The sequence below is a fragment of the Leucobacter sp. Ag1 genome, from assembly GCF_000980875.1.
Classification (GTDB): Bacteria; Actinomycetota; Actinomycetes; order Actinomycetales; family Microbacteriaceae; genus Leucobacter; species Leucobacter iarius.
In genome coordinates this window covers 16106-40168 of record NZ_LAYO01000091.1, presented here as the reverse complement: position 1 = coordinate 40168, position 24063 = coordinate 16106, and the positions used below count along the sequence as shown (strand labels likewise).

Genomic DNA, 24063 nt, shown 5'->3' with positions numbered 1-24063 from the left:
CCCCCTTTCAGCGTTCGGAGCCTTCGAGCGTGACCTGGTACGACCACTCGCCGTCGACCACGCGGGTGAGCGGGATCGACGACACGGAGCCGTGGATGCGGGTGCCGTCCGGGTCGCGGTACATCTGCACCGGGGCCGGATCCAGGGCGAGCTCGTGCATGAGATCGCGGGATGCCACGTCCTCGTCCCCGTCATGGACGGAGCCGGAGAACTGCACCTGGATCGTGATCTGCTCGCCGACGACGTTCACGGGCAGCGAACGGCCAGCGAATCGGTGCTGGCCCCGCTTCCGGCCGTGCTCGATCATCACCTCGGGGTCATACGGCAGCCGGGCGGTGAGCGACAGGTCGTTGCCGCCGGACAGCCAGATCGCGGGCGAATCCGCGACCATCTCATCCTCTGTCGACGCGGACGCCCCGATCGCGGTCAGCGCGGTCGCCCGATACAGCGTCGACCCGGCACTGCGGCACTCCCAGTCGGAGACCGTGAGCGCAGGCAGATCACCCGGATCCTCGGACGCGAGCACCAGGCCCTCGGCGTACAGCTCCCAGGTCTGCCCGCCATCGACGGACCGCTCGAGCGAGACGGTGGCCGTCGCGGGCGCGTCGGCGGGGTCGGTGCCCTGGGTGACGGTGATGACCGCGGCCCCGGTGGGCTCGTCCCATCCGACGATCAGCGACGGCGCGGCCGGCGGTACGAACGCCACCACGAACCCGGCTTCGGTCCAGTCGGACTGGATATCCCCGGCCGCGGCCCGCAGCTTCACCGTGTAGGCAGCGCCGTCGAGCAGGCGGGTGTTCAGCGTGACCGTTGCGGTCGCGCCCTGCCCGCTGCGGGACTCCCGGATCGCGCCGGTGTCGTCGAGCAGCTGCAGCTCCCAGGACGACTGCGGCCGGCCCTCCGCCTGGAACCACGACCACTGCACGGGCAGCGTCGGCGAGTCCCAGCTGTCGACCGGCTGGTCGATCGTGACCTGCGGCCGGGAGATCACCGTGAACCGAGCGACCGCCGAGTACGGGGAGTACGTGGCGAAGCCGCCCTTGGTCGACACCTGGAACTCGTACACGCCCACCGCGAGCAGCGGGAGCAGGTAGCTTGCCGCCGTGGTCGCGGTGACGGTCGTCCATGAAGGTGCGCCGACGAGCCGGTACTGAATGTTCGCGGCGGTCTGCGCCGACGAGTCGACCGGGTTGTGCTGCCAGGTGAGCAGCTGCCGGGTGTCGTCGACCGCGAGCCCACCATTCGGGGTGAGGTTCGTCGGCGCGTTCGGCGCGGCAGGCAGCTGCACCGTGTTGGACGCCGCCGACTGCGGTCCCGTGAGGGTGACCCCGCCGGCCTGAGACACGACCTTCGCCCGCACGGTGTACCGGTGCGTGGTGGCGTTCGACGGGTTGACGTGCGTCCACGGCAGCGCGACACCGGTCGCGACCTGCGTGCCGTTGTCGAACACGTCGTAGGTCAGCGGGAACACGCTGGGCGCGGTCGCGCTCACCATGATGTTCGACCCGGAGCGTTCGGCCTTCGCGTTCGTCGGCGCGTTCGGTGTGGTGTAGATCCACCCGAACTCGTTCGACCAGCTACTCTGCCCGCCGGCGTTCACGGCAGCGACCCGGTACCGGTAGGCCATGTTCGGCTTCGTCCCGGTGTCGGTGTAGTTCGCCGGGTTCCCGGTGGGCTTCGCGATCTGCGTGAACGCCGAGATCAGGTCGTTCGTCGGTCCGGTGCTCGTGCGGGACTGTCGCTGCACCACAACCGCGGTCGCGGTCGAGAAGCGGGTCCACTCGGGACGGTGTGAGGTGTCCGAGTTGCGGATCACGCGGTCGATGCGCGGGGCGGTCGGCTTCGGCACCACCGGATCGGCGATGGTCACCGATCGGGATGCCGAAGCGGTGCCGCCCCAGTACGGGATCGGCATCGACACGGAGTAGGTGCGGGTGCCGGTGAAGGTCACCGAGGTCCGCACCAGCTCCTTCGTGGTGACGGCGAGGCCGGATGAGAAGCTGATTGCCCGCGATCCGGACCACGCGCCCCCGTAGCTGAGGGTCGAGTTCCAGGAGTGCGAGTAGCCGTTCTCGTTCCGGCCGTACACGACGAGGGTTGCCGTGGTGCCGGAGATGATGGCGTCGATGCCGAGCTGGAAGTGTCCAGCGACAGTGCCCCATGTGATCGCCATGCGTTACCTCGTTCCGTTCGCGCGCTGCCGGGCGCGGTTGGTGACCTTCCGGAGCCGCGAGATCCGGTCGTCTGCGATTTCGCCCATGTAGCCGTCGAACTCCCGCTCGCCGACCTGCAGCACGACCGGGCCGGAGTACCCGGCCGTGCCCGCCGTGCGGGCCTGAGCCAGGTCGTCCATGCGGATCTCGCGCGGGGGCAGGCTCGAGCGCGACAGGCTCACCTCTGGGGTGAGCGCTGCCGGCATCTGGACCATCGCCCGCGCCGACGCCGCGACCTCGCCGAGCGACGAGTCGATGCCGCGCGCGAACCCGAGACCGGACCAACGCCCGTCCTTCATGAGGACGCGCGACGGCGACTTGATCCCGAGCGTCTTGCGCACGGTCGCGGTGATCGTGTCGGCGATGCGCTTCGCCTGCGCCTGCAGCGCCTTCTCCTGCGACTGCAGACCCTTCACGAGGCCCCGAGCCGAGTCGATCCCGGCCTGGTACAGCACGTTGCCGACCTGATCGCCGAGCTTCCCGCCGGCCGCGTTCAGCTGCTTCCGCAGGTCCACGACCTGCTTCACGCCGGACGCGCCGGAGGCGAGGAGCGCGTCCGCGGCCTTCGACGAACCCGACTGCGCGAATTGCTCGGTGAGCTCCTGGATCGACCCCGTATCGAGGCCCATCTTCCGCAGCTTCTCGATCGTGGCGGTGAAGCCCTGCGTCGCGGTGATCCGCTTCTGCAGGTTCGCCACCATCGACGCAACCGACGACTTCTCGGTGATGCCGCCGAGGCTGTTGATCTTGTCCTGGATCCCGGAGGACCAGTCCGCCATCGTGTCGGCCGACTCCGCGAGCACCTTCTGCGCAGCTGCGAGGCGCTTCGCGACCGCCGCCCGCTGCAGCGCGAGGCTGTTCAGCTTCGCGTTCTGCGTCGAGAGGAAGGTCATGAGCGCCGGCTGCTTCGACTTGCCCGGTGCGCCGATCGAGGCGTTGATGGCCGCGATCTGCTTCCGGTAGTCGGCGATCTGCGCCGCGTAGTTCGCCTTCGCCCGCGAGCCCGCCTTCGCGCCGCGCCAGTTCCCCAGCGCCTTGTCGAGGCGGGTCTGCAGCGAGGACCGCTCGGAGCCGAGCTGGTCGAACGCGGACAGCACCGCACCGACCAGGCGCTCGGTCGCGGCGCGGGTCGCCGGCACCGAGCCGGTGATGCCCGCGACGAGCCCCGCGCCGGTGTACTTGCCGACCGTCTGCAGCTTGCGCGACGGCGAGTGGATATCGAGCACCTTGTTCGCCGTGCTGACGATCACCGAAGCGATCTCCTGCACCGCGGCCACGACACCGCCACGCCCACCGCGCAGGCCCGAGACGAGCCCGGCAAGGGCGTTGCCGCCGACGCCGCCGAGACCGCCCGCGCCCGAGAGCGCGCGCATGAGCAGCTTGTAGCCGTTCATCTCGGTGTTCGTCAGCACGGCTTCCGGCTTGCCGGAGAGGTTCACGCCCGTGCCGCCGTGCGGGATGACCCCGCCGCGGTCGTAGAGCTTCGCGCCCGTCGTGCCGGTATCCGCACCGAGCTTGCCGGTGAAGAACGAGGTCAGGCCCTTCAGGGTGGTCTTCGCAAGACCGCCCGCCAGGTCGATCGCCCAGCCTCCCGCGGGGAAGGCCTTCTTGATCTGCCCCACGGCCCCGTCGATGAACCCATCGAACAGGCCCGCGCCGACGCCGAGCTCCTTGCCGAACACGCCCAGATAGGGCGCGGGGTCGACGTAGCCGTTGTACGCCCGACCGCGCGCGGCATCGCCGCCCGGCTGCACCATGTAGTGCAGGTGCGGGCCGGTCGCCATACCGGTCGCGCCGACGTAGCCGATCGTCTGCCCCTGGCGGACCCGCTGCCCCTCCTTCACCGCGAAGCGGCTCAGGTGCGAGTAGCGGGTGCCGATGCCGTTCGATCCGGCGACGTAGATCTCGTTGCCGCCCATGTTCACCGGGCCCACGAGCTGCGCGATACCGGACAGCGCGGCGAGGATCCGCGTCCCCATCGGGGCCGCGAGGTCGATGCCGTTGTGCGCCGCACCCTTGAACGGCTGGCTCACGGAGTAGCTGCCCTTCGGCAGCGGCGACACGAGACCACCGCGGGCGAGGCCCTGCATCATCGACGCGAAGCCGACACCGCGCCGCCCGGCCGCGTTGACCGAGAGGAACGCGGAACGGTCCGCCTTCGTGCGCAGCGCCTCGGACACCATGACGCCCTCGCCGCGGCGAGCCTGGATGATCTGGTCATCGCCGTGGTGCATCCGGGACGATCCCGGGAGGATGCCGCCGGTCGCGAAACCCTTCGGGAGCTGGGGCTTCTTCAGGTTCAGACCGAAGCCATTCACCACGTCGATGAGCCCGCCGATGACGGTCTGCACGACGAAGCGAACGGGTGCCTTCGCGAGATCCTGGATACCCTTCCACGCCTTGCCGATGGCGTCACGCGCCGCCTCGAAGGCCTTCTTCGGATCCGAGGTGATGACCTTCACCAGGGTGTCGATCACGGGCTTGATGCCCTTGGTCCACACGCTCGAGATCACGTTCGAGATCGCGTCCCACGCGGGCTTGATCGCGTTCTGGTAGAGCCAGGTGAACACCGCGCCGGTGACGCGGATCTGCTTCTGGATCCCGTCCACGATCGGCTTGATGATCGTGTTCAGGATCCAGGTGAAGATCCGGCCGATGGCGTCGAAGACGGGCTTCAGGATCGTGTTCCAAAGCCAGGTGAAGATCGCGCCCCACATCTTGATGTAGACCTGGATCCCGAGGATGATCGGCTGGATCACGTAGGTGTAGATCCAGTTGAAAATCTCGCCGATCTTCGCGAACACCGGCTGCAGGATGGTCTCCCACAGCCAGGTGAAGATCGCTCCCCAGACCTGAATCTGAGCCTTGATGTAGCCGACGATGACGCTGATGATCGTGTCCCAGAGCCACTGGAAGATCGCACCGATGGCCTCGAAGATCGGTCGGAGAATGCCCTCCCAGACGCCCTGGAAGATGCCGGCCATGATCGCGAACGCGACCTGCACCGCGTTGAAGATCGGCTGCAGGATGGTCTCGAAGGTCCACCGCGCCGCGGTCACGATCGCGTCGAAGATCGGCTTCAGGATCGAGTTCCAGACGAACGAGAGCACCTGTCCGATGCCTTCGAAGACCGGCTTCAGCACGTTCTCCCAGACCTGCTTGAAGAACGCGGAGATGTTCCTCCACGCCTCGCCGAGGAACCGGGTGAAGTTCGCCCAGATCTCCTTGCCGAGCTTCGTCTGGGTGAAGAAGTACCCAAGTGCAGCGACTACAGCCAGCACGATCGAGATGATCTTCAGGATCGGGTTGGCGTTCATCACGAAGTTGAATGCCTTCTGGACGACTGCCGCAGCCTTCGTGATGCCAGTCCAGACAGCGATTGCGCCGTACCACGCCTTGAACGCGATGACGGCAGCGCCGACCCCGAGGCCCACCGCAATGATCACGTCCGACCAAGGCGCGAGCACGCCGACGGCGGCACTTGCCCCGGACGCGACACCAGTCAGGAGGTTTGCAAAAGCGGGAAGCACCGCGGTCACGATCTGAGCACCGACAAGCAGGAAGTCGGTCAGCGGCGGCACGACCTGCGGGAGTGCCTGCGCGAGCGCACCGCCGAGGATCCCCGCGACCGTTGAGAGGGCGGACCCGAGTGCGGGGAGCACCGGCTGCAGCGTCTTGAACACCAGCGAGAGCGGAGAGAGCGACTGCCACAGGTCCGTGAACGGCTTCGTGTTCACCGGCTTGTTCAGGAAGCCGATGAACTTGTCGACGGCGGGGGCGACGATCTTGCCGATCTTCTCCCCGAGCTTGCCTGCGACGTCCTCGAGCGGGCCGAATGCCTTCGTGGTCGCCTGCAGTACGGGAGCGATCTGGGTGAAGACGCCGGACAGCAGTCCCGCGCCGACGCGGCCGAGGCTCGCGACGAAGTTCGCCCATGCACCCTTCGTGGTCTTGCCCATCTCGTCGGCGACGGTGCCGGCCGCGGCGGTCGCGGCCTGCGAGAACTGCTCGAAGGAGACTTTGCCCTCGCTGGCGAGCTTGAACACCTCACCCGCGGTGACGCCCATGACCTTCCCGAGCTCCTGATAGATCGGGATGCCCTTATCGGCGAGCTGCGAGATGACGTCGTTCTGCACGCCATTGGCCTGGGTCGCGGCCTTGTTGAAGATGGAGCCCATCTCCCCCATCGAGACGCCGGCCGCGCTCGCGTTGTTCGCGATCGACTTCAGGTGCTTGGTCAGCGCCTCGCCGGGCTTGATTCCGGCGGCGACCGCAGCAGCCGAGACAGTGGCAGCATCGCCGAGACCGAAGGCCGTGCCCTTCACCGAAGTGAGGGCGTTCTTCATGATCGTGGAGACCGTCTTGGTGTCGTTCCCGAGACCGGTCAGCTTCGCCTTCGCGGTATCAATCGCGTCGAGGCGCTGGAAGCCCTTCACGAGCGCGGTGCCGACGCCGACCGCGATCGTCGCGCCGACCGCCTTCACGCCGAGCTTCAGCGACTTCGTGATGCCGCCGGCGAGCTTCGACCCCATCGACTGCCCGGTTGGGCCCAGGTCAACACCACCGAGAGCCTTCGTGACGTCGCGCTTCACGCCGGGCATCTGCGTCAGGACGGTGACATAGGCGCGTGCGATCTCTGCACCAGTAGCTGCCATGAGACCTCCAAGGTCGGTAAGCTCGGCGCATGAGCGCATCGAGTGCTCCGCTGCGGGCGGAGGGGTACAACGGACAGATCGACTTCGACGGCGAAACCGTCACGATCGGTCGGGCCGGTTGGCGTGGGAAGATCGGTCACGGCAGCGCAAGCCGAGTGGTGCCGGTCGAGAACATCGCTCGGATCGACTGGCAGGAGCCCAACCTGCTGACGAACGGGATCCTTCGGTTCGCGGTCCCCGGAGAGGTCGACTCGCAGATGACGAACGACCGCAACGCGGTGATCTTCTTGAAGAAGCACCGAGCAGCGTTTGAGGCGGTTCGCGATGCCGTCGCTGCCCTCATTCCGGAGGGCGCAGAGGCGGCGCTAGTTGGAGCCGCACCAGCTGGCAGCACCAAGCCGAGTGCGAAGCCAGCGAAGTACGACGACCATCGCGCGACCGGCACCGAGTACACGGTGGGCGGCTCGCTGATGCCGAAGGTCAAGAAGCCGATCGCGGGAACGACGGCGCTGTTCGAGAACGGGGCCGACACGAAGCGGTCGACGCTGACCCGTATCGGTGCCGGCGCGGTCCTCGCGGGCCCGCTCGGCGCGGTCGGTGGTGCGCTGCTGCGCAAGAACACCTCGAAGTGCTACGTCACCATCACGTTCGCGGACGGAGACTCGGTGATCGTCGAGGGGCCAGCGAAGGACGAGAAGGAACTGCGCGAGTTCGCGGCTGGGGTGAACCGGCTCGGCTCACTCGCCTGAGACGACTCGCAGGAGCGCCTTGCCGCCCGGATCCTTCCGGGCCTGCTTCACGTCCTCCTGTTCGATGAACGCGCGCGCGGTGCGCTTGTGCGGGTAGACGATGACCCGGTGGCCGGGGCCGGCCGCGGCGCGGCGACGATTCGCCACGCGCGCGACCTCAGCCACCGCCCCCGGTGACGTCATCACCTTGTTGATGCCCCTGAGCGCGAGCCGCACTTTCACGTCGTTCTTCACGTCGTCTCCTCTGTGCTTGGAGCTGGGCCACGCTCGACTGCTGCTTCGCCCGCGCAGCTGCGGCCTTGCGGTTCATCTCGCGCACGCCCTCGGGCAGCTCGCGCGGCTTCACCTTCGACTTCGGGCCGAGATGCGGGGCGAGCGCGGCGTACCAGACGTCGTTCAGGATCTCGGCTTCGAGGGTGACCGCATCGGCCTTCCCGAGCCATTGCCCGATCGCGCCACCGCGCGGCACCAGCGCCACGCAGTCAGCGATCTCCACCGGGTCGATGCGGCCCGCGTACATGTCCGAGAGCCAGACCGAGTAGTAGCGGCGAAGATCCGCCACTACCCGATCCCGGCAGACCCGGAGGAAGTACGCGAGCGTCAGGAGTTTTTTGCGCCTGCCGCCTCGGACACCTTCTCGAGCAGCTCGCCGGCGAACTTCGCGTCGGCGAAGCCGTCCTCGTCGGTGATCGACTTGACGAACTCCTCGTACTTCTCCTCGCCGAGGAGACGGCGCAGCGCGCCGTTCATCTGCTCGCGCTCGAGGAGGTCGAGGAAGCGGATATCGCGAATCGCCTTCGGGGACACGATGTAGGTCACGCCCTCGAACTCGACGGACACCTTCTCGCTCTCCTTCGGCTTGTGGTCCTCGGGCTTGCGCGTCGACTGCTCGCGCGTGGTCGCTGCTGCCTGCTCGGAGGTGCGGCCGGCGGCGTCGGCGCGCAGGCGCTCGAGCTCGGCGCGGTCGTCGGTCGACAGCTCGGTGGTGGTTTCGGTGTTGCTCATGGTGGGCTCCTTGATGGATCGGAAAGGTGGGTGTGGCTCGGGTGGGGTGAGGGCGGCGCGGCGAGCCACATGAACCGCGCCGCCCGGTCTGGTTACGGCGTGACGGCCGCGGCCTCGAGGAAGGTCGGCTCGTTGGTGAGCCAGTACCCCTTCGAGGTCTCCGTCATGGTGAACTCGTACGCCGGGTCGTCCTCGGTGTTCGCGACGTACGAACCGCGCTCCGAGATCGAGATGCGCTCGATGCACTTCATGCGGGTGAGGTCGCCGTCCTGCAGCACGATGATCGCGGCACGCTCGACCACGGGGACACGCTTGGGCAGGTCCACGCGGGCGATCTGCGAGCCCGCGGTGCCGACGAGGGTCGGCTTGCCGTGCCCATAGTAGAGGCCGGTCGTCATCGCCGAGTCCTCGAGCGCGACGAACTTCTGCGTCTTCTTGGTCTTGGTCGGCTTCGTCTTCACGATGTCACCGCCCGGCCACGCGACGGTCTCCTTCGTCTCGACCTCGAGCGACTCCTCGACACCGCCATCGGAGATGATGCCGATGTCCTCGAAGTCGGCCGGGATCTCGAACGAGGTCGTCGGCAGGGTCGTTCCGATCGGAGCGAACCAGAGAGCGCCGCCCTCGGTGTTCCAATCGCGCATGTTGTCCACGTTGCTAGCCACGCTGGGCCTCCTTCTTGGTGGGCTCGTTCTTGGTGGCCGGGGCCGGATTTGCGGCCTCGGCGGGCTTCTCGGCGGGTGCCGGGAGAGCGCGGGCTTCGCCGCGCTTGAGGAGGTCGCGAGCCTGGGCCGGCTCCACCTCCGCGGTCTGGGCGGGCTTGTAGGCCTTCCCCGTCTTGGGGTCGGTCCACCCGTGTGCGATCACGACCTTGGTCTTGGGCATGACTCGCTCCTTCCGGTAGAAATGCGAAAGCCCCCTGGGGTCAGGGGGCTGGGGTGTCGGGATACCGGCCGCGGATCTTCGCGCGGATCGTGAACTGGTATCGGTGGCCGCGGGTCGGCTCGTCCGGGAAGTAGACCGGGCTGCCGATCGTGCGCTTGGCGGTGACGTGGCGGCCGGCGAGTTCTCGGGCGAGCAGCACGAGCCGGTGGATCTCGGCGGCGTAGGCGTCCGCCTCGGCACGGCTTGGGGCCCAGCAGCGGAACGTCATCTGCGCGTCGTCGGTCGCAAGGCCCGGCGCGCCGCCGGTGCGCTCCACCTCGATGAAGCGCGGCGGGCGATCCTGGTCGGGCACCTCGGCGTAGGCGTCGTGCCCCTCGCCGAGGAGGTACGCGATCCAGGCGGCTTCTGCGGGGTCGAACTGGTATCTATCCATCGGCCCTCCGAAGATGCACCACGGTCCCGATCTCGCCGTACCGGGGGTGCTTCCAGGCCGCGGGCTCCCCCTCGACGAGGTAGAGCTCCCCGCGCACGGTGCAGGCGTCTCCGTGTTTGAACGGCATCCCGAAGGGGCCGTACAGGGTCGGCGTCGTGACGACCGCCTCACGGCCCGGCTGGACCACTGTGGAGCTGCCGGGGTCGAAGCCGAAGATCCCGATCTGCTCGTCAGGCCCCCACCCGGTGACCGGCTTGTTGTGGGAGTCGCGGGCCCCGGTGGTCTGGGGGTGCCGGGTGACGTACTCGCTGATGCGGCGCTGCACGAGGCCCATCAGCGTGCAGCCCGGGATCCAGCGAGCAGGTTGATCTCGAACGCCCCCTGCTCGGTGACGGCCTGGAGCTTGGCGAGCTCGCCAGGTTCCAGGACCAGCTGCCCGGGGGTGTCTCCCCCGTAGGTGACGGTCTTGCCCTCAGTGAGGGGGCCGGTGCCGATGTTCTCGGACACGGACCGCTCGCCCCGGGGATTCCGGAAGACGCGGGTAACCATCGCCACGGCGACGTCGATCGCGTCGGCGAGAAGGCCAGTGCGGGGCGGCGTCTCGGCGGCTTCGGCGTCGATCCGTTCCTGCAGGTCGGGAACCTGCCGGATGATCTCACGTTCGGCCTTCCCGAGCCAGACGGTCAGCTTCGCGGTGTCGGTCGGTTCGTCGTCACCGATCCATGCATCGGTGACGTCCTTGGGTTCTGCCCAGGCCATGCGTGCTCCCTTCGGGCGGAGGTGGTGGGGTCCGGGTACCGCCCGGACCCCACCACCGGTTCACTCCGTCTCGGGAGCCTTCGGGGCCTTGTCGGAGGCAGCGATCACCGCGGCGATCTCGGCCTTCTTCGTGGCCTCGCCCAGCGCGATCTCGTGCTCCGTGGCGTAGGCCTTGAGCTCATCGACCTTCCAGTCAGCGAGGGCCTTCGTCAGGTCATAGCCGGGACCGGTCGGGACGGCTCCCCAGGCCTTCGCCTGCGGGGAGTCTTCCTCGACGGTGACGACGGCCCCGCTGAAGGGGTCGGTCACTTCGATGCGGGCCATCACGCACCTGCCTTTCCAGTCAGGCGCGCGAAGCGGTTCACGTCGCGGACGATGAAGCCGATCTCGATCTCGCAGATCACCGAGAACATGTTGTCCTGGCGTCCGGCGTGCTTGAGGCTGCCGTCCGCGTTGAAGATCGGCCCGCCGTACTCCTCGTACTTGATTCCCTCGACGGCACCCCAGTACGCGGAGCTCCAGTCGCCGCCGATGCCGAGGGTCTCGACGGTGCCCGCGCCGCCGGCGGCCTGGTAGAGCGCGCGGGCCTTGTAGACCTCGCGTCCGAGGAGCGCGCCGATCGAGCCATCCTGCTGCGGGTTCACGGTGAACAGCGGGCGGTCGTTGCCGTCCTTCTCGCCGAGCACCTTGATCTCGCCCTGCGGGGCGAGGCCCCACGCGGTGACGTCGCCGCCCGCGGTAGAGACCGCGGAGAGAGCACCGAGCAGCCCCTGGTAGACGCTGCCCGCGGCGTTGATGCTGACCGCGGGCGCAGTCTTCAGGGTGTCGAAGTCGCCTACCGGCGCTCCGATGCCGTGCAGCGCGGCGAGATCGAAGGTTCGTGCGACCGCGCCCTGCATACGAGGCTTGAGCGCGTTGAACAGAGCGACCTTGTCACGCTTGAACTCGTCCGAGAAGGACTCGGTAAGCGCGATCTTGTAGGCGCGCATCGTCTTCGAGCCGAACGTCGGCTCGACGTTGGGCTTGCGCTCGGTCTCGCCGACGAACTTCGCTTCACCGTCGCCGGTGATGATCTGGATCGTCTTGCCCTCGCCGGGCAGGTCGGTCTTCTGACCGCGCTGCATCACGAAGGACTGCTCCTGCGCTCCGGACCAGATCTCGGAGGAGATCTGCGGGGGCAGCAGGACTCCGGTGGTCGTGCGGTTGGTGTTGACACCAGCCATGGTGTTACCTCGTTTCCTTACAGGTCGAACTGCTGTCCGGCCGTCCAATTCGCGAACTGTTCGGCGGTGGACTGGTTAGCGGTGGGGCGGGTGCCCTCGCCGGGGATGACGGTGCGCTGACGGCCAGCGGACTCGCCCTTGAACTGAATGAGCGCGTCGGCCGAGGCTTCGAGCTCTTCGCGCGTGCTGCCGGTCAGCAGCTCGGCGGGAACGTGAATGCCCTTCTCCGGGTCGGACTTCTCGCGTGCGACGTCGGCCCGCATCTGGGCCGCCTTGAACCCGGCGTTCTCACGCTCAAGCTCGGCGATGCGGTCGTTGGTGCGCTGCGTGTCGGTCTTCTTCTCGTCCTCGATCTGGTCGAACTTCTCGGCCTTCGCCTTCAGCTCGTCGTAGTCGGGGAACTTGCCGCGCTCCCGAGCAATCCGGGACTGAATCCGCTTGTCGAACTCCTCCTGCGAGGTGATCGCTTCGAACTCGGTGGTCTCCGTGACCTGCTCGTTGGTGGTCTCCTCGGTGGTGGTGGTGGTGCCACCGGTGTTCTGCTGCTCACTCACGGCGAGCTCCTTTCCGTTTTCGGGCCGTACGCCCATGACCCCGAGAGCGGCTCGGGTGACCGCCGCGGCGAACCGCGGAAGATGAGGTGCCGCTACCGGAGCAGCGAGATGGGGACGAGCGCCGAAAGGTACTCGCGCCCGGACGGGGTGCGGTAATTCGTCACGCGCTCGTAGTAGGTGGGGACCGGCACGCAGTGGCAGTTGTCGTGGTAGTCGTTCGCGAGACCGCGAGCGCCACGTGCCTGGACGCCTCCACCGACGCCGCCAGAGAGGCGGGTGCCGTTCTCGTCGAAGCCAGTGCGCTCCGACCCGCGACCGACGACCGCGCCGGCCGCAGCGTCAGACCGGTAGACGGGGCCGCGCCCGGCGAGGTTGATGCACCATGCGCAGGACTTCCCCGAGCGGGCCCGAGCCGGGTCCGTGCGCCTCCCCCAGCCGACCGCAGCCACCTTCCCTGATCGGGCATCCGACCGGGCCATGAGGTCGACCGTGGATCGGGCGGGGAGCATGACCAGCCGCTGGGCTGCACCGAGCAGGCTGGTCTCGAACGCACCCCAGTCAGGGTCCTCAGCGAATAGAGCGCCGACCGCCCACCGCACCGTTCCCTCGGATTGCTTCGTCTTCGCCGGGGCGGAGAGGACTGTGCGGGCTGTGCCGGATGACGGCGGGAGGTCGCGCATGAGGTCGTAGAAGTCGGCCCCGAGGACCGCGGCGGTGTCCCCGAACGTCGTCATGAAGTCCGGGAACACCCGCAGCAGGAGGTCGCGCACGCGCTTCGGATCCGAGCCGGGGCCGAAGCTGCTCAGGAGGTCGCGGAGCTGATCCTGGGCGAGCGAGGAGATGGCAAGGGCTGCCTGCCGGAACTCTTCGATCTGGGCTGCGTTCGCCATGCCGCCGCCTTACTCCTCGGCCGGGGACTTGATCGTGATCGGCTGCCCGGGGATGAACTTCACGTCGGTCAGGCCGACCAGCTTCGCGGCGGAGTCGGCGTCAACACCGGCACGACGGAGCACGCCGAGTGCGTCGGCCTTCGCCTTCAGCACCTGCGCTTCCTGCAGGCTCGCTTCGGCCGGGTTCGTGGCCGCAACCTGATCGCTTCCGCTGGGTGCCGGGCCGTCCGCGCGCGCTGCGCGGGTGGCTTCCACGAGCTGCGCGATTCGGTCGCCTGCGCCGGCGCGCTGCAGTTCGGCCTTCAGCTGGATGATCTGGTCCTGCGTGAGTCCGGCGTAGCGGAGCCCGACGTCGGTCGACGCGAAGCCGTCGATGTTCGTCGCGAGCTTCGAGAAGGCGTCAGCGCGGCCGGAGGGGGAAACCAGCATCGGGTCGGTGAACTGGGCGCGGAGTGTGCGCATCTCTTCGGTGTTCTCGGTGAGCCCGTCGCGGAGCCGGATCGCTGCGTTCATCGCGCGTGCGGCACCGAACCCCCAGAGGTTGTTCACGTCCTTCGTGCCCGTGATGAGGGTTTCCTTCGCCGCGAAGATCGCGTCAGCGGACGACGGGTTCGCGGAGTCGGCGTAGCGGACGTCCAGATCCATCTCGTCGGCGAACTGGGTCGCGAACATGCGCAGCTGGTCGGTGTGCGGTTGCGGCGATGCGCCGGTGAAGCGGTGCAGGTCCGGGTTCTCTTCGCCGCCCACGTGGTCGACGTCGAGAGCCTTGATGCGGCCCATGAGCGCCGTCCACCGGTTCTTGCCGATGAAGCTGCGCACGTTCGAGCCGAACAGCCAGTACTCGGGGGCGGCGTAGAGCTCGGCCGAGACCTCGGAGCGGACGATGGTGCGCAGCGCGGCGTCGGCGAAGTACATCGACGCCTTCGTGATCCGGGAGTGCCCGAGCGGCCGGCGCAGTTCGTAGCCGTGCACGAGCGGGTAGGCGGGCACCTCGCCAAGCGGGTTCCGGCGCTGCGTGTACTTCCATCCCGAGCTCGTGTGCCAGAGCTCGTAGATCCATTCCCAGGTGTAGAACACCATCGCGCGCGGTTCGCCGTCCTCGGAGATCTCCGTGAGCGACAGGAAGCCCTTCAGGCTGCGCCTGCGGCGGTCCCAGATCGCGGCGCTGGTCTCGGCGTCGCGGGCGAGCATGAGGACGTCTGGCTCACCGGATGCGATATCGCCGTCGCTGACGGTGATGAAGGAGCAGCCGTGCATCGCCGAGGAGACGCAGGCTGCGGGGAACTCGGTTCGGAACTGGTTGTCGAACATGATCGCGTCGACTCCGAGCGGGTCGTCAGCGCCGTTCGTGGTCGAGAAGGCCTCGAACTGGGACCGGTTCGTGAGCGCGCGGACGCCCTTTCCGATCCATCCGAGGGCCGCGACGACGTTGCTCATTTCCGGTGGGAGCGAGATCCCGAAGTCCACCAGCGCCTGCTCGCCGTCGTGGTAGAGCGAGCGCTTGATGTTCGTCGTGAGGCGCTTCTGCCAGACGGTCAGCAGTTCGCCGAGCAGGTCGGTGTCCGGGCCGAGGTCGACCGGGGGTGTGGTGTTGAAGATCACAGGATCGTTCCTCCGTTCCCGGACGGTGCGCGGCCGGTGAGTTTCGATGTGCGGGCGACCCAGAGCGCGAAGCTGATCGCCTCAGTCGGGGTCTCGTCGCCGTCTGGAGACTTCGCAGCCCACGCCCATGCCCCGTCCTTGCCGCGCGGGAGCTTCTTAGCGTCTGCGGTGGAGGCGTCGAGGCGTTCCTGGTTCGTGCGCGGGTGGGTGACGGTTCCGGCCTTCAGCTCGTTGTCGAGCATCTGGGCCGAAGCGAACACGGTCGGGCCGTTCAGCATGAAGATGAAGTGCTCAGGCACGCCCTTCTGTCGAAGCAGCTGCTTCAGCGCCGGGGCGTTCGCGCTGCCTGCGATCGCGATGCCACGCGAGCGTCGCCAGCGCGGCACCCCGTCGTCGTTCTTCTCCGCGAACCAGGCCGCGAGGGCCTTCATGCCGTCGTCCAGCGCGCCCTCGTCAGCGTCGAGCTGCTCGAGGAACGCGACCTTCTCGTCGAGGGTGGCGGCGGCGAGCGCCATGCGGATCCCGGATGCGGAGAAGGAGATTCCGTAGGCGGGTGCGCCGTCTGGGGCTTCGTCTACTGCGGAGTCTGTCCAGAGCTTCGCGGGGATGCCGCGTGCGCTCTCGCGGTCGTCGTCCCAGATGCCGAGTCCTTCTCGGCGGAACGAGTCGTCGTTGGCGAGGTTCTTGCGGACGCGGAGAATCGACTGCTTGGGGACGCGATGCGGGAAGGACGGGTTGGCCTTGGCGACCTGTGCCCAGTCGTCGAGATCGGCGTCGGGATCCGCACCGGCTTCGACGTAGAGCATGTCGGATTCGGCAGGCTTGCCGGCGGCGCGGAGCTTCTTGATCTCGAGGGCTTCGTTCCGGCGGGTGCGGAACGCTTCCCCGTCGTCGGTGGGGCGGGGCGGGGTGCCCATCATGAGGATGAGGGGGTTCTTGGCGGCGCTCGTGGCGGGCACGATGTCGTCGAGCGCCTTGCTTCCGAGGCGCTGCACCTCGTCGAACACCACGATGTCGACACCGGCGAAGCCGAGGCCGAAGCCGTTCTCGCGAGCTCCGAACATAATCCGGGAGCCGTTCTTGAACTTGATGACCTGTTGCCCGTTGGAGAGTCGGATCTGGGCCATGTAGGGGGCGATCTTGCGCTTGCGAGCGAAGCCCTGGAGCGATTCGAACGTTTCGTCGCTGGTGCGGGATCGGTGCGCGGTCCAGAGGACGGTGAGCCGGGGGAAGATGATGCAGAGGGCGAAGATGATCGAGCCGATGGTGAACGTCTTGCCGACCTGCCGGCAGATCGAGATGATGACTCCCCCGATGCCGGCCGCGTAGAGTCCGTCTGCGCGCTTGGCAAGGATCGCGCGTCCGAGGCCGGCCTGCCACTCGTCGTGGACGACGCCCATCTTGCGGCACTGGTCCCGCACCGCGGGCCATCCGGACGAGACGATCCCGCTCGGCAGGACGAGGTGCTTCGCAATCTCGGAGAGGCGGCGCTGGGTGGGCTCAGATCGCGTCTTCGTCCCACTCTTCGTCTGGCGTGTTGGCGGCATCGTCTGCCTCCTCCTCCGCCTGCGATTCGAGCGCGGTGATCTCACGGCTGATGTCGCGCACCTGGCGCGAGATCGCGGCCGCATCGCGCGGGCCGGCCTCCTTCATGAGCTGCACGAGATGGCGGCGGTGTGCCAGGGCCTGCTCGAGCGGTGTCCCGTCCTCGTAGGCGTCGATGAGTTCCATCTGCCGGGGCTTCGGCGGGCCCGGATCCGCGGGTGGTGTCTCGTCGGGCTCGACCGCGCGCAGCACGGGAGCCGTCTTCGGCTTCTCACCGCGGCACTCAGCCGAGCAGTAGCGGCGGCGACCGTCGCCAGTGAACCGCTTCCCGCAGGTCTTGCATGTGCGCTTCGCCATGACGATCACCTCCCGGCTGTTCCCCTGGCAGATACCCGCCGCCGCGTCACCTACTCACGAAAAGGAAGCCGAGGGGTTCGATGTCCACCCCTGGCGGAAAAATCGCAGGGAGAGAAAGGCCCAATGCCGCGGGTGGTCCGCCTGGGGTGGGGGTGGGGGTGGGTACCCAGGGTGCTGGTGGTGGGGCGGTGGTCAGTAGACGCGCAGCGGGCGGGGCTTCGGGAGCGGCTGGCCGGTGTCGCCGTGGAGCTTGGCGCGGGCTTCGGCGAGGGTCATGGTGCCCTTCCACCGGTTGCACTCTCGGTGCATGAGACGGCAGTTCTTTCGGGCGTAGGGTGACCCTCCACGGCTCCGGGGTATGTCCTCGTCGACTTCCGCGCGTCTCGGGTCCGGGATGCAGCCTTGGCAGTCGGGCTTGGAGCAGCGCTTGCCGTGCTGCCCGGCAAGGTAGGTGAGGCTCTTGTCGACGGGCTTGTCGCAGAGTGCGCAGTCGCTCTCTTCGGCCTTCACACGCTTCACGACCTCGCGTCTGCGGTGCCCGTTCGCGTTGTGCTTCGGTGTTGCCATGACGGTCTACGTCTCGGGGTGAGCGTCGAACAGCCAGACGTATCGGTACTCGAGGGTGCGGCCGTCGTCCTCGTGCGTGATGAACTCGGTGACCGACTTGAAGGCCAGCAGCGGGTACCCCTCGGGTGCGGCCTCGGTGAGCGCGAGGTGTGCGGCCTTCTCGAAGGTCACCTCGTCGTGCTCGGGCTTCTGCTCTCGCAGGGTGCTGGTCGTCAGCACCGTCACCTCGGCCGGGGCCCCTTTCGAGGCGGCTGCCGCGGTGGGCTTGGAGATCACAGCTGCTCCCTCAGACCCTTGCCGACGAGCCGCGCTACGGGCTTGCCCATCTGTGGGCAGGGGGTGTCGATGAGGATGGGCACCCACAGCACGGTGAGATCCCCGCTCGCGTCGATCGGTTCGATACGGCAGCCGTCCTCGTGGATATACCAGGGGAACTTCTCGCCGTCGACCGTCAGGTACTCGCCGGGCTTCTGCTCGAACGTGGTCGCCAGCTTGGGGGCGTCCTTCCGTTCCTCGCGCACTCGCTGTGCCTGGGCGGCCTCGGTCGAGCAGGTCTCGCAGATGCTGGGCCCGCCGCATCGAGCACGGCTCTTCGGGGCTGCGGTGCCCTTCGTGACGCCGGGGATCGCGTGGCCGTGGCTGGTCCACGGTCCGCTGAAGACGAAGCGCTCGTTGGTCATAGTGATCTCGGTCATGGCTTCTCCCTCTGGAATCCGAGCTGAATGTCCGGGATCCGGCGTTCGCCGTCGTCCCTCGTCTCGCGGAAGGCTGTCTCCACGAGGGTGTCGCTCCCGGGCGGCGGCGTCTCACCGGACTCCTGCCCACGCTCATCGAGCCATCGGCCCGCGAGACGGTACGCGAGGATCAGCGCGACGATCGCGACGAGTGCCCAGTCGGCCATGAATCCTCCTGCGGCGAGCGCGTGCGCCTTCTGTGAAGGCGAGTAGGTAGCCCCGCTCGGCTCGCTGTTGGTCCGTGTGGCGGTTGGTGATCGAGTGGCGGGGCTGGTCTAGGGGCTGGGGCGGGCAGGAGTTGAACCTGCAGTACCGGGCGACTCTCGCCCCAGCCGTGCACGTGCGTCGCCGTCGTTCCCCACCGAGGATTCGAACCTCGATTACCGGGACCAGAGCCCGGTGTCCTGCCGTTGGACGAGCGAGGAGCGCTCGTGCGGGGCCACCAGATGTTCTGCGAAGCCCCGCACGAGCAGTGCAGGTGACGCCAGGACGTCACCAGATACGGTTCGACCGCTCGGGTCGTCCGTTGTTGCGTGATGCGGCCGTGCACTGCCGCTTTACCCCGAGATGGTCTACCCCCAGCCCGCCTTGCGGGCCTCTGGTTATCCCAGAGAGCGGGCGGATCCCGTCACGTGCGGGAAGTCCGGGTACGCGAAAGGCCCCGAGTGCCGAAGCTCCCGGGGCCGTTCCTGGCGATCTAGACAGATCACCTCCGTGGTTCAACCGTAGCACGGATCGAAGGTGTGTGCGAAATGCATCTTCGAGAATGTCGGAGGTGTGTACTACGGGAGGTCAGCGAGCGCCGTGGCGAGTGCTTCGAGGTCGACGGTGAGTCCCGCGCCGATCGCGAGCGCCTGGAGCTCAGCTGGCCCGGTCCAGGTGGTCTCGCAGCCGTGGCACATCGCCATCGGGGTGCGGCCCGGCTTGACCAGCATCCGAACCGCCGCTGCGCGCGTCACGGGCGACTTCGCGTCGGGCTCGTCCTCCCCGTCGCCAACGGTCAGCACGTAGCGCTCGCCGCAGGCCGGGCACGCAGCGAGCAGCTCCTTCTCGTGGGGCGGGTCCAGGAAGTCCTCGATCTGCTCGACCGCTTCGGCGAACATGCCCAGCAGACGCTCGCCTTCCGCTTCGTCCAGCCGCCTGCCCGCGATCTCGGCGCGGATGGTTCTCAGGAGGGCGGGCACGAGTTCGATCAGGTCGCCCTTGGATTCCTGGTTGAAGTGGTCGAGCCAGCCCCGCACGCGGCCGTCGATGGTCTCGTACTCGGCGATCGCTCTGTAGTTGATGAGGGAGCCGGTGCCGCTTGCCGACGAGCCGCCGGTCCCCACCGACGAGTAGCGTGCGTCCCTCAGCTGCTCGAGCAGTGGTGAACATTCGAAGGTGCGGTCTTCGAGCCAGACGACATGCACCTCGGTGAGGCGCACCACAGCGTAGTCCGGGTCAGTCATTCGTGCTCCTGTTCTGCGGCGAGCGCTCGCGCCGTCGCGATCTGAAGGTGTAGATGAGGGCGAGCGACGGCGAGCGGAACACCGAGCCCACCTTCGGGCGGATGCCAAGCCAGTAGACGAAGCGGCGCAACGGGTTGATCCCGAGCCACCGGCGGATCCGTGCAGCACGGCCGAGTGGACGAGGCGGGGTGGTCGAGACCATGTAGTGCAGGTGCGCTGCAACCTCGGGGTCTACGGTCATCTCGACCACGAAGGGGAACTCGGGCGGATCCCATTGCTCCTCCGCTCGAGGCGCGAACTCGACAGCGGTCACGGGAGTGAGCGGCACGGTGAACCCTGCCGGCGCGTGGAAGACCCTCGTATGCTCCCCTGCGGTCGGCCGACCACCGAGGCGATCGAGCAGTTCGTCCAGCTCCCGGTGCGCACGGCGCGTGAAGTAGTCCGCCACCGCCTCGACCTGCGCGACCGGATCCCGTCGATGCGTCATCCGAATGAGCCCCAACTGGTGGCGCTCACTCTCGAGGTAGCTGCGCTTTCGGGCCAGATCAACCTCGAGCCGGTAGGCCGCCATCTTCAGCTCGGCGAGGTCCACCCTCGCCACGGCCGCAGCGATCTTCGCGAAGGCCTCCGACAGCGGGCCGATCGCGATCGCGCACGCCCGCGAGGCCTCAGCGAGCGCGAACCCGAGCTGCTCCATCTGCCACGGTGTCAGCTGCGGGATCTGACCGTTCAGACCCCCGCTTGACCGTCGCTCCCGCCTCCGAGCACCGCGCACCTTCATCCGCGGGAAGAACTCACGGGTGCGCGGCAGCTGCCCCCGGCTCATCGGTCGCTCCCGCTGAGCACCCAACCGACCAGGACGCAGACCCCGCAGATGGATGCAGCCGTGATGATGGTGGTCGCCATCAAGAGCCCCAGGCCGGCGAGACCAGCCTGCCATCCTGCCGGAATGCCCTCGAAGCCGAGGAAGAACCCCAGAAGGAAACCGAAGGCAGCCCAGGCAACAACGCCGAACGAGATCGCGACAGTTGCGCGCGCTCGGCGGCTCCGCGGACGGTTCATCGCCATCCCTCATCGAGCATGTCGCGCAGCTTCACAGCGAGGCATCCAGCGTGGAAGCGGTAGCACCCGTCGTAGTGGGTGCCAATCTGCCCAGCATGTGCCTCGATCACCTCAGCGAGAACTTCGACCGCGGCGTGCTCCCCCCGCGTCGCGTCGGGCTCGTAGATCGCAGCGAACACGTCGGCCTCCATCGGGAAGATCACGCCCTGTGCGTTGCGCACCACGTAGTCGCCGGGCTTGGCCTTCATCTCGCCCCACGGCGTCATGATGACCATGAAGCCGTCCGCGGGGTCGATGGTGACGCCGGACTCCGGGACCGGGGCGGGGTTGTACCGGTCGCGCACGGCCTCGTGGTCGTAGCTGCCGGCGGTGTTGCTCTCGATCCACAGGTAGATCCGGTGGAGCTCGCTGTCGCTGCCGACGAGCTGGATCGCTTCGACGTCGTACGGGCGGGCGGTGTAGGTGCTCTGGTCAGCGGTCATGGTCGGTTCCTTCCTCTGCGGCGAGCGCGGCGCTCGCCGGTGTGGTGCTGTTCGTTGCGGGGTGCTGCTGGTCGACCACTCGTGCGGCTCGGATGCCGTCGCACCAGAAGTCCAGCCACCATGCGTGAGCGATCGCCACACAGCGGAGGCGGTGGACCCCTTCACGCGCCCAGCCGGTGCTCTGCGAGAGAACCCAGCGGCGCACTTCAACTCGGTACCTGCAGCGCAGCGCGCGACGAGCTCGGCGGTCGCGGATCCATTCGGCCCGGTTGTAGACGACGGCCTCGGTCGGCAGGTCCTTCATCGCAGCAGCCCTTCTACCTCGGCGACGCGCTGCTGCACGACCGCCTCAGCCTTCTCTCGGACAGCCGCCAGGCCATCGAGGAGCGTGGTCTGCTCGAAGTCCGTCAGCAGCGCCCCGGCGTGCGAGAGTGCGAGGATGCTGAAGAACACTCGCTGGATGCGCCCTTCCTCGATCGCCTTCCGCAGCGCGTCGATCGCCTTCAGGCCTTCCTCGGCCTCCCGCTGCCGCTCCTGCGCTGCGGCGAGCGCCTGCAGCTTCACGCTCATCGCGCTGCCTCCTGGTTGCCGCTCGTACGCAGGTCGATGTCGGGCAGGATCGTCTCCGGCTTGAACGTCACCTTGTAGCGGTAGGCGTCCTGCTTCGACGGCTTCAGCTGCTCCACGAAATACGACACGTTGTCCGAGAGGCCCAGGAAGTGCTTCTTGTACTGGTCCTTGCCGGTCTTGCAGATCACCTCGAGCTGGTTGTCCTCGGTGTCGGCCGTGATCGAGCACAGGCCCTCGATCGTCAGCAGGTACTTGTCGGTGATGCCGTTGAAGAACACCACGCGGCGCTCGATCTTGAAGTTGTCCGAGTCCTGGCTGTTGTTGTAGCTCGCGACCGAGGCGTCGTTCGCGCAGCCGGTCAGGGCGAGGCCGGCGGCGAGCGCGAGTGCGCCGGCCGCGGCGGTGATGGTTCTGATCTTGCGGGCTCGCATGGATCCTCCTGAAAACACGAAGGGCCCCGCCGCGATGGCGAGGCCCTTGGGGTACGAAAAAGCCCCCCACGATCCCGTGAGGGGCTTAGCTCTGGGCACACCCGTGCCCTCCGCTGGGAACTACGCTAGCAGGACTCGAACAGATCTTCGAGGGCGGCGCGCGTACGATCGAGACGGATTCCCAGTCCGCAGGTTCCCGGGCGATCCCTTGCCGGGCATGGCCCAACAGTCCGCAATCAGTCCGCACGAGTCCCAATATCGGCCCATCACGGCCCATCGCCGCCAACGCAGGATCCGCACAATTCCAACGTTTCCAACGACGCCCAATCACCGCCAACGGGTTTCAGAAAGTTCGTCTACAACTACGCGGCCACCTACGGGAAGGCCGAGACGATCGTGCGCGACATCGTGTTCGTCACGACGTTCGCGTCGCTGCCCGTCATCGCGCTGATCGCGTGGCTGCTCGGCGGCTGATCCCGGCCGTTCGCGGTGCGAGCGACCGGGGCCGGCGGCCCTACGCCATGACGAAGCCCGTGATGAGATAGGCGATGAAGGTGAGCGCCCCCGCGAGGCCCGCGTAGGGCAGGATCGCCGTCATCAGGTTGACGGGCTTCACGCCGACCGAGCGGGAGGCGAGGATGATGCCGTCGCCGTACAGGCAGGTGGTCGAGCCGAAGGCCGCGCCCGAGAACACCGCGGCGCCCGCGAGGATCGGGTCGACGCCCATGGCGATGGCGAGCGGCAGCACGATCGGCGTGATGACCGCCGCGAGATCCCAGAAGGATCCCGTCGCGTAGGCGTAGATGCCGCAGACGAGGAACACGATCGCGGGGAGCAGCGCGCCCGTCATGAGCGGCTGCGTGACCTCGATCACCCAGTCGACGAGCTTCAGGTCCATGTTCATGTGCTGCACCATGAAGGCGAGCACCGACAGCACCATCACGAACATCATGCTCGCGATGCCCTCGAAGGCCTGGTCGAGCACCTTGCGGAACGTGAGGCGGCGCTGGATCAGGGCGATGACGATCGCGACGACGAGCGCCGCCGCCGATCCCTTGACGATGTCGATGCCGCTCGCGATGGTGACGGCCACGAGCGTGGCGATGGGGATCAGGAACGCGAACGGCAGCGGACGGCTGGGCGCGTCGCCCTGCATGCCCGCCTGCTCGAACGCGCGCTCCTCGTCAGTGGTGTTCGCGGGCAGGGTGTCGCCCGTCTCGCGCGCCCGGCGCACGTCGGCGCGCAGCGTGCCGACGGCGGGCAGCACGCCCAGGGCGAGCAGCAGGCCGATGATGAGCGCGATCCAGCCGAAGAACACGAACGGCAGGCCCTGGATGTAGGCGCCCATGCCGCTGCCGCCGACGGTCACGCCGTCCTTTTCGAGCAGCGCGGCGAAGAACACGGCCCAGGTCGAGAACGGGATGAGCACGGCGATGGGCGCCGACGTCATCTTGATGATGCTGCCGAGCATGGTGCGCGGCACCCCGTAGCGGTCGGTCACCGACTTCATGGAGGTGCCGACGGTGAGCGCGTTCAGGTAGTCGTCGATGAACAGCACGATGGTGAGCAGCCAGGTCGCGACGAGCGAGCGGCGGCGCGAGTTCACGAAGCGCTCGGCCCAGAGCGCGAAGTCGCGCACGGCGCCGGAGGCGTTGAACACGGCGATGAGCATGCCGAAGAGCGCGACGACGAGGAGCAGCCACTGCACCGTCTCGTCGTTCATCGAGGTGCCGAAGTAGCCGATCCACGAGTCGACGAAGCCGAAGCCGCTGAGCAGCAGCGCGCCGACGACCGTGCCGCAGAAGAGCGCGAGCAGGGTGCGGCGGGTGAAGACCGACACGAGCAGGATCGTGACGATCGGCAGGAGGGCGAGAGCGGTGTTCTGCATCTGAGGGGTGT

Annotated in this window: 30 protein-coding genes and 1 tRNA gene; 1 reads left to right on the top strand and 30 read right to left on the bottom strand. The window is 67.8% G+C overall.

Going from position 1 to position 24063, the window contains the following annotated elements; all coding sequences use genetic code 11:
* Window positions 1-7: 7 nt before the first annotated feature.
* On the bottom strand, window positions 8-2173 hold the full coding sequence (locus XM48_RS07545; RefSeq protein ID WP_046455188.1) for a fibronectin type III domain-containing protein: 2166 nt from the start codon (window positions 2171-2173) through the stop codon (window positions 8-10).
* A 3-nt stretch (window positions 2174-2176) separates the two neighbouring features.
* Window positions 2177-6868: a peptidoglycan DD-metalloendopeptidase family protein gene (locus tag XM48_RS16905; protein ID WP_052961365.1), complete on the bottom strand. Its 4692-nt coding sequence runs from the start codon at window positions 6866-6868 to the stop codon at window positions 2177-2179.
* 29 nt (window positions 6869-6897) lie between these two features.
* Here XM48_RS16905 and XM48_RS07530 point away from each other — a divergent pair, with 29 nt between their 5' ends.
* Window positions 6898-7617, top strand: a complete 720-nt coding sequence (locus XM48_RS07530; protein ID WP_046455187.1) for a DUF4429 domain-containing protein — start codon at window positions 6898-6900, stop codon at window positions 7615-7617.
* On the opposite strand, the gene XM48_RS17855 is transcribed toward XM48_RS07530, so the two are convergent.
* From XM48_RS17855 to XM48_RS07400, 28 genes are all read right to left on the bottom strand, one after another.
* A complete protein-coding gene (locus XM48_RS17855; protein ID WP_156174969.1) occupies window positions 7606-7764 on the bottom strand; it encodes a hypothetical protein in 159 nt (52 codons plus the stop codon). The two genes, XM48_RS07530 and XM48_RS17855, sit on opposite strands and share 12 nt — an antisense overlap.
* Before the next feature lie 10 nt (window positions 7765-7774).
* On the bottom strand, window positions 7775-8179 hold the full coding sequence (locus XM48_RS07525; RefSeq protein ID WP_046455186.1) for a hypothetical protein: 405 nt from the start codon (window positions 8177-8179) through the stop codon (window positions 7775-7777).
* A gap of 38 nt (window positions 8180-8217) precedes the next feature.
* Entirely contained in the window at window positions 8218-8622 is a 405-nt protein-coding gene (locus tag XM48_RS07520) for a hypothetical protein (protein WP_046455185.1), read from the bottom strand.
* A gap of 92 nt (window positions 8623-8714) precedes the next feature.
* Window positions 8715-9287 carry a hypothetical protein gene (locus tag XM48_RS16900; protein WP_156174968.1) on the bottom strand — a complete coding sequence of 191 codons (573 nt, stop codon included), beginning with the start codon at window positions 9285-9287 and terminating at the stop codon, window positions 8715-8717.
* Window positions 9280-9507, bottom strand: coding sequence for a hypothetical protein (locus tag XM48_RS07510; protein ID WP_046455184.1), 228 nt, complete (start codon window positions 9505-9507; stop codon window positions 9280-9282). Before XM48_RS07510 ends, XM48_RS16900 begins: the two co-directional genes overlap by 8 nt.
* A gap of 40 nt (window positions 9508-9547) precedes the next feature.
* The gene (locus tag XM48_RS07505; protein WP_046455183.1) at window positions 9548-9940 is read right to left on the bottom strand and encodes a hypothetical protein; all 393 of its coding nucleotides are present in this window, start codon (window positions 9938-9940) and stop codon (window positions 9548-9550) included.
* Complete coding sequence (locus tag XM48_RS17850) at window positions 9933-10274, bottom strand: hypothetical protein (protein ID WP_156174967.1); 342 nt, start codon at window positions 10272-10274, stop codon at window positions 9933-9935. The genes XM48_RS07505 and XM48_RS17850 overlap by 8 nt, the downstream gene beginning before the upstream one ends.
* Window positions 10274-10699: a hypothetical protein gene (locus tag XM48_RS07500; RefSeq protein WP_156174966.1), complete on the bottom strand. Its 426-nt coding sequence runs from the start codon at window positions 10697-10699 to the stop codon at window positions 10274-10276. The genes XM48_RS17850 and XM48_RS07500 overlap by 1 nt, the downstream gene beginning before the upstream one ends.
* 60 nt (window positions 10700-10759) lie before the next feature.
* On the bottom strand, window positions 10760-11023 hold the full coding sequence (locus XM48_RS07495) for a hypothetical protein (RefSeq protein ID WP_046455182.1): 264 nt from the start codon (window positions 11021-11023) through the stop codon (window positions 10760-10762).
* Window positions 11023-11922, bottom strand: a complete 900-nt coding sequence (locus XM48_RS07490) for a phage major capsid protein (protein ID WP_046455181.1) — start codon at window positions 11920-11922, stop codon at window positions 11023-11025. The genes XM48_RS07495 and XM48_RS07490 overlap by 1 nt, the downstream gene beginning before the upstream one ends.
* Window positions 11923-11939: 17 nt before the next feature.
* Entirely contained in the window at window positions 11940-12476 is a 537-nt protein-coding gene (locus XM48_RS07485) for a hypothetical protein (RefSeq protein ID WP_052961363.1), read from the bottom strand.
* A 92-nt stretch (window positions 12477-12568) separates the two neighbouring features.
* Window positions 12569-13366: a hypothetical protein gene (locus tag XM48_RS07480; protein WP_046455180.1), complete on the bottom strand. Its 798-nt coding sequence runs from the start codon at window positions 13364-13366 to the stop codon at window positions 12569-12571.
* A 9-nt stretch (window positions 13367-13375) separates the two neighbouring features.
* Window positions 13376-14968, bottom strand: a complete 1593-nt coding sequence (locus XM48_RS07475; RefSeq protein WP_046455179.1) for a phage portal protein — start codon at window positions 14966-14968, stop codon at window positions 13376-13378.
* Complete coding sequence (locus XM48_RS07470) at window positions 14965-16515, bottom strand: DEAD/DEAH box helicase family protein (protein WP_046455178.1); 1551 nt, start codon at window positions 16513-16515, stop codon at window positions 14965-14967. Before XM48_RS07470 ends, XM48_RS07475 begins: the two co-directional genes overlap by 4 nt.
* The gene (locus XM48_RS16895; RefSeq protein WP_156174965.1) at window positions 16469-16870 is read right to left on the bottom strand and encodes a hypothetical protein; all 402 of its coding nucleotides are present in this window, start codon (window positions 16868-16870) and stop codon (window positions 16469-16471) included. Before XM48_RS16895 ends, XM48_RS07470 begins: the two co-directional genes overlap by 47 nt.
* Window positions 16871-17062: 192 nt before the next feature.
* Window positions 17063-17437: an HNH endonuclease gene (locus tag XM48_RS17505; protein ID WP_046455177.1), complete on the bottom strand. Its 375-nt coding sequence runs from the start codon at window positions 17435-17437 to the stop codon at window positions 17063-17065.
* Window positions 17438-17443: 6 nt separating this feature from the next.
* Window positions 17444-17713 (bottom strand): hypothetical protein, encoded by a 270-nt coding sequence (locus tag XM48_RS07455; protein ID WP_046455176.1) that lies wholly within the window; start codon window positions 17711-17713, stop codon window positions 17444-17446.
* Window positions 17710-18132, bottom strand: a complete 423-nt coding sequence (locus tag XM48_RS07450; protein ID WP_046455175.1) for a hypothetical protein — start codon at window positions 18130-18132, stop codon at window positions 17710-17712. The genes XM48_RS07455 and XM48_RS07450 overlap by 4 nt, the downstream gene beginning before the upstream one ends.
* Window positions 18129-18338, bottom strand: a complete 210-nt coding sequence (locus XM48_RS07445; protein ID WP_046455174.1) for a hypothetical protein — start codon at window positions 18336-18338, stop codon at window positions 18129-18131. The genes XM48_RS07450 and XM48_RS07445 overlap by 4 nt, the downstream gene beginning before the upstream one ends.
* A 187-nt stretch (window positions 18339-18525) precedes the next feature.
* Window positions 18526-18596 (bottom strand) — tRNA-Gln (locus XM48_RS07440).
* A gap of 357 nt (window positions 18597-18953) precedes the next feature.
* Complete coding sequence (locus XM48_RS07435) at window positions 18954-19619, bottom strand: hypothetical protein (protein ID WP_046455173.1); 666 nt, start codon at window positions 19617-19619, stop codon at window positions 18954-18956.
* Window positions 19612-20445, bottom strand: a complete 834-nt coding sequence (locus XM48_RS07430; RefSeq protein ID WP_156174964.1) for a hypothetical protein — start codon at window positions 20443-20445, stop codon at window positions 19612-19614. The genes XM48_RS07435 and XM48_RS07430 overlap by 8 nt, the downstream gene beginning before the upstream one ends.
* A complete protein-coding gene (locus tag XM48_RS07425) occupies window positions 20442-20687 on the bottom strand; it encodes a hypothetical protein (RefSeq protein WP_046455171.1) in 246 nt (81 codons plus the stop codon). The genes XM48_RS07430 and XM48_RS07425 overlap by 4 nt, the downstream gene beginning before the upstream one ends.
* Window positions 20678-21163, bottom strand: coding sequence for a hypothetical protein (locus XM48_RS07420; RefSeq protein WP_052961360.1), 486 nt, complete (start codon window positions 21161-21163; stop codon window positions 20678-20680). The genes XM48_RS07425 and XM48_RS07420 overlap by 10 nt, the downstream gene beginning before the upstream one ends.
* Window positions 21153-21467, bottom strand: coding sequence for a hypothetical protein (locus tag XM48_RS07415; RefSeq protein ID WP_046455170.1), 315 nt, complete (start codon window positions 21465-21467; stop codon window positions 21153-21155). The genes XM48_RS07420 and XM48_RS07415 overlap by 11 nt, the downstream gene beginning before the upstream one ends.
* The gene (locus tag XM48_RS07410) at window positions 21464-21733 is read right to left on the bottom strand and encodes a hypothetical protein (protein ID WP_046455169.1); all 270 of its coding nucleotides are present in this window, start codon (window positions 21731-21733) and stop codon (window positions 21464-21466) included. Before XM48_RS07410 ends, XM48_RS07415 begins: the two co-directional genes overlap by 4 nt.
* Entirely contained in the window at window positions 21730-22164 is a 435-nt protein-coding gene (locus XM48_RS07405; RefSeq protein ID WP_046455168.1) for a hypothetical protein, read from the bottom strand. The genes XM48_RS07410 and XM48_RS07405 overlap by 4 nt, the downstream gene beginning before the upstream one ends.
* Window positions 22165-22678: 514 nt before the next feature.
* Complete coding sequence (locus XM48_RS07400; RefSeq protein WP_046455167.1) at window positions 22679-24052, bottom strand: TRAP transporter large permease subunit; 1374 nt, start codon at window positions 24050-24052, stop codon at window positions 22679-22681.
* Between the last annotated feature and the right edge of the window lie 11 nt (window positions 24053-24063).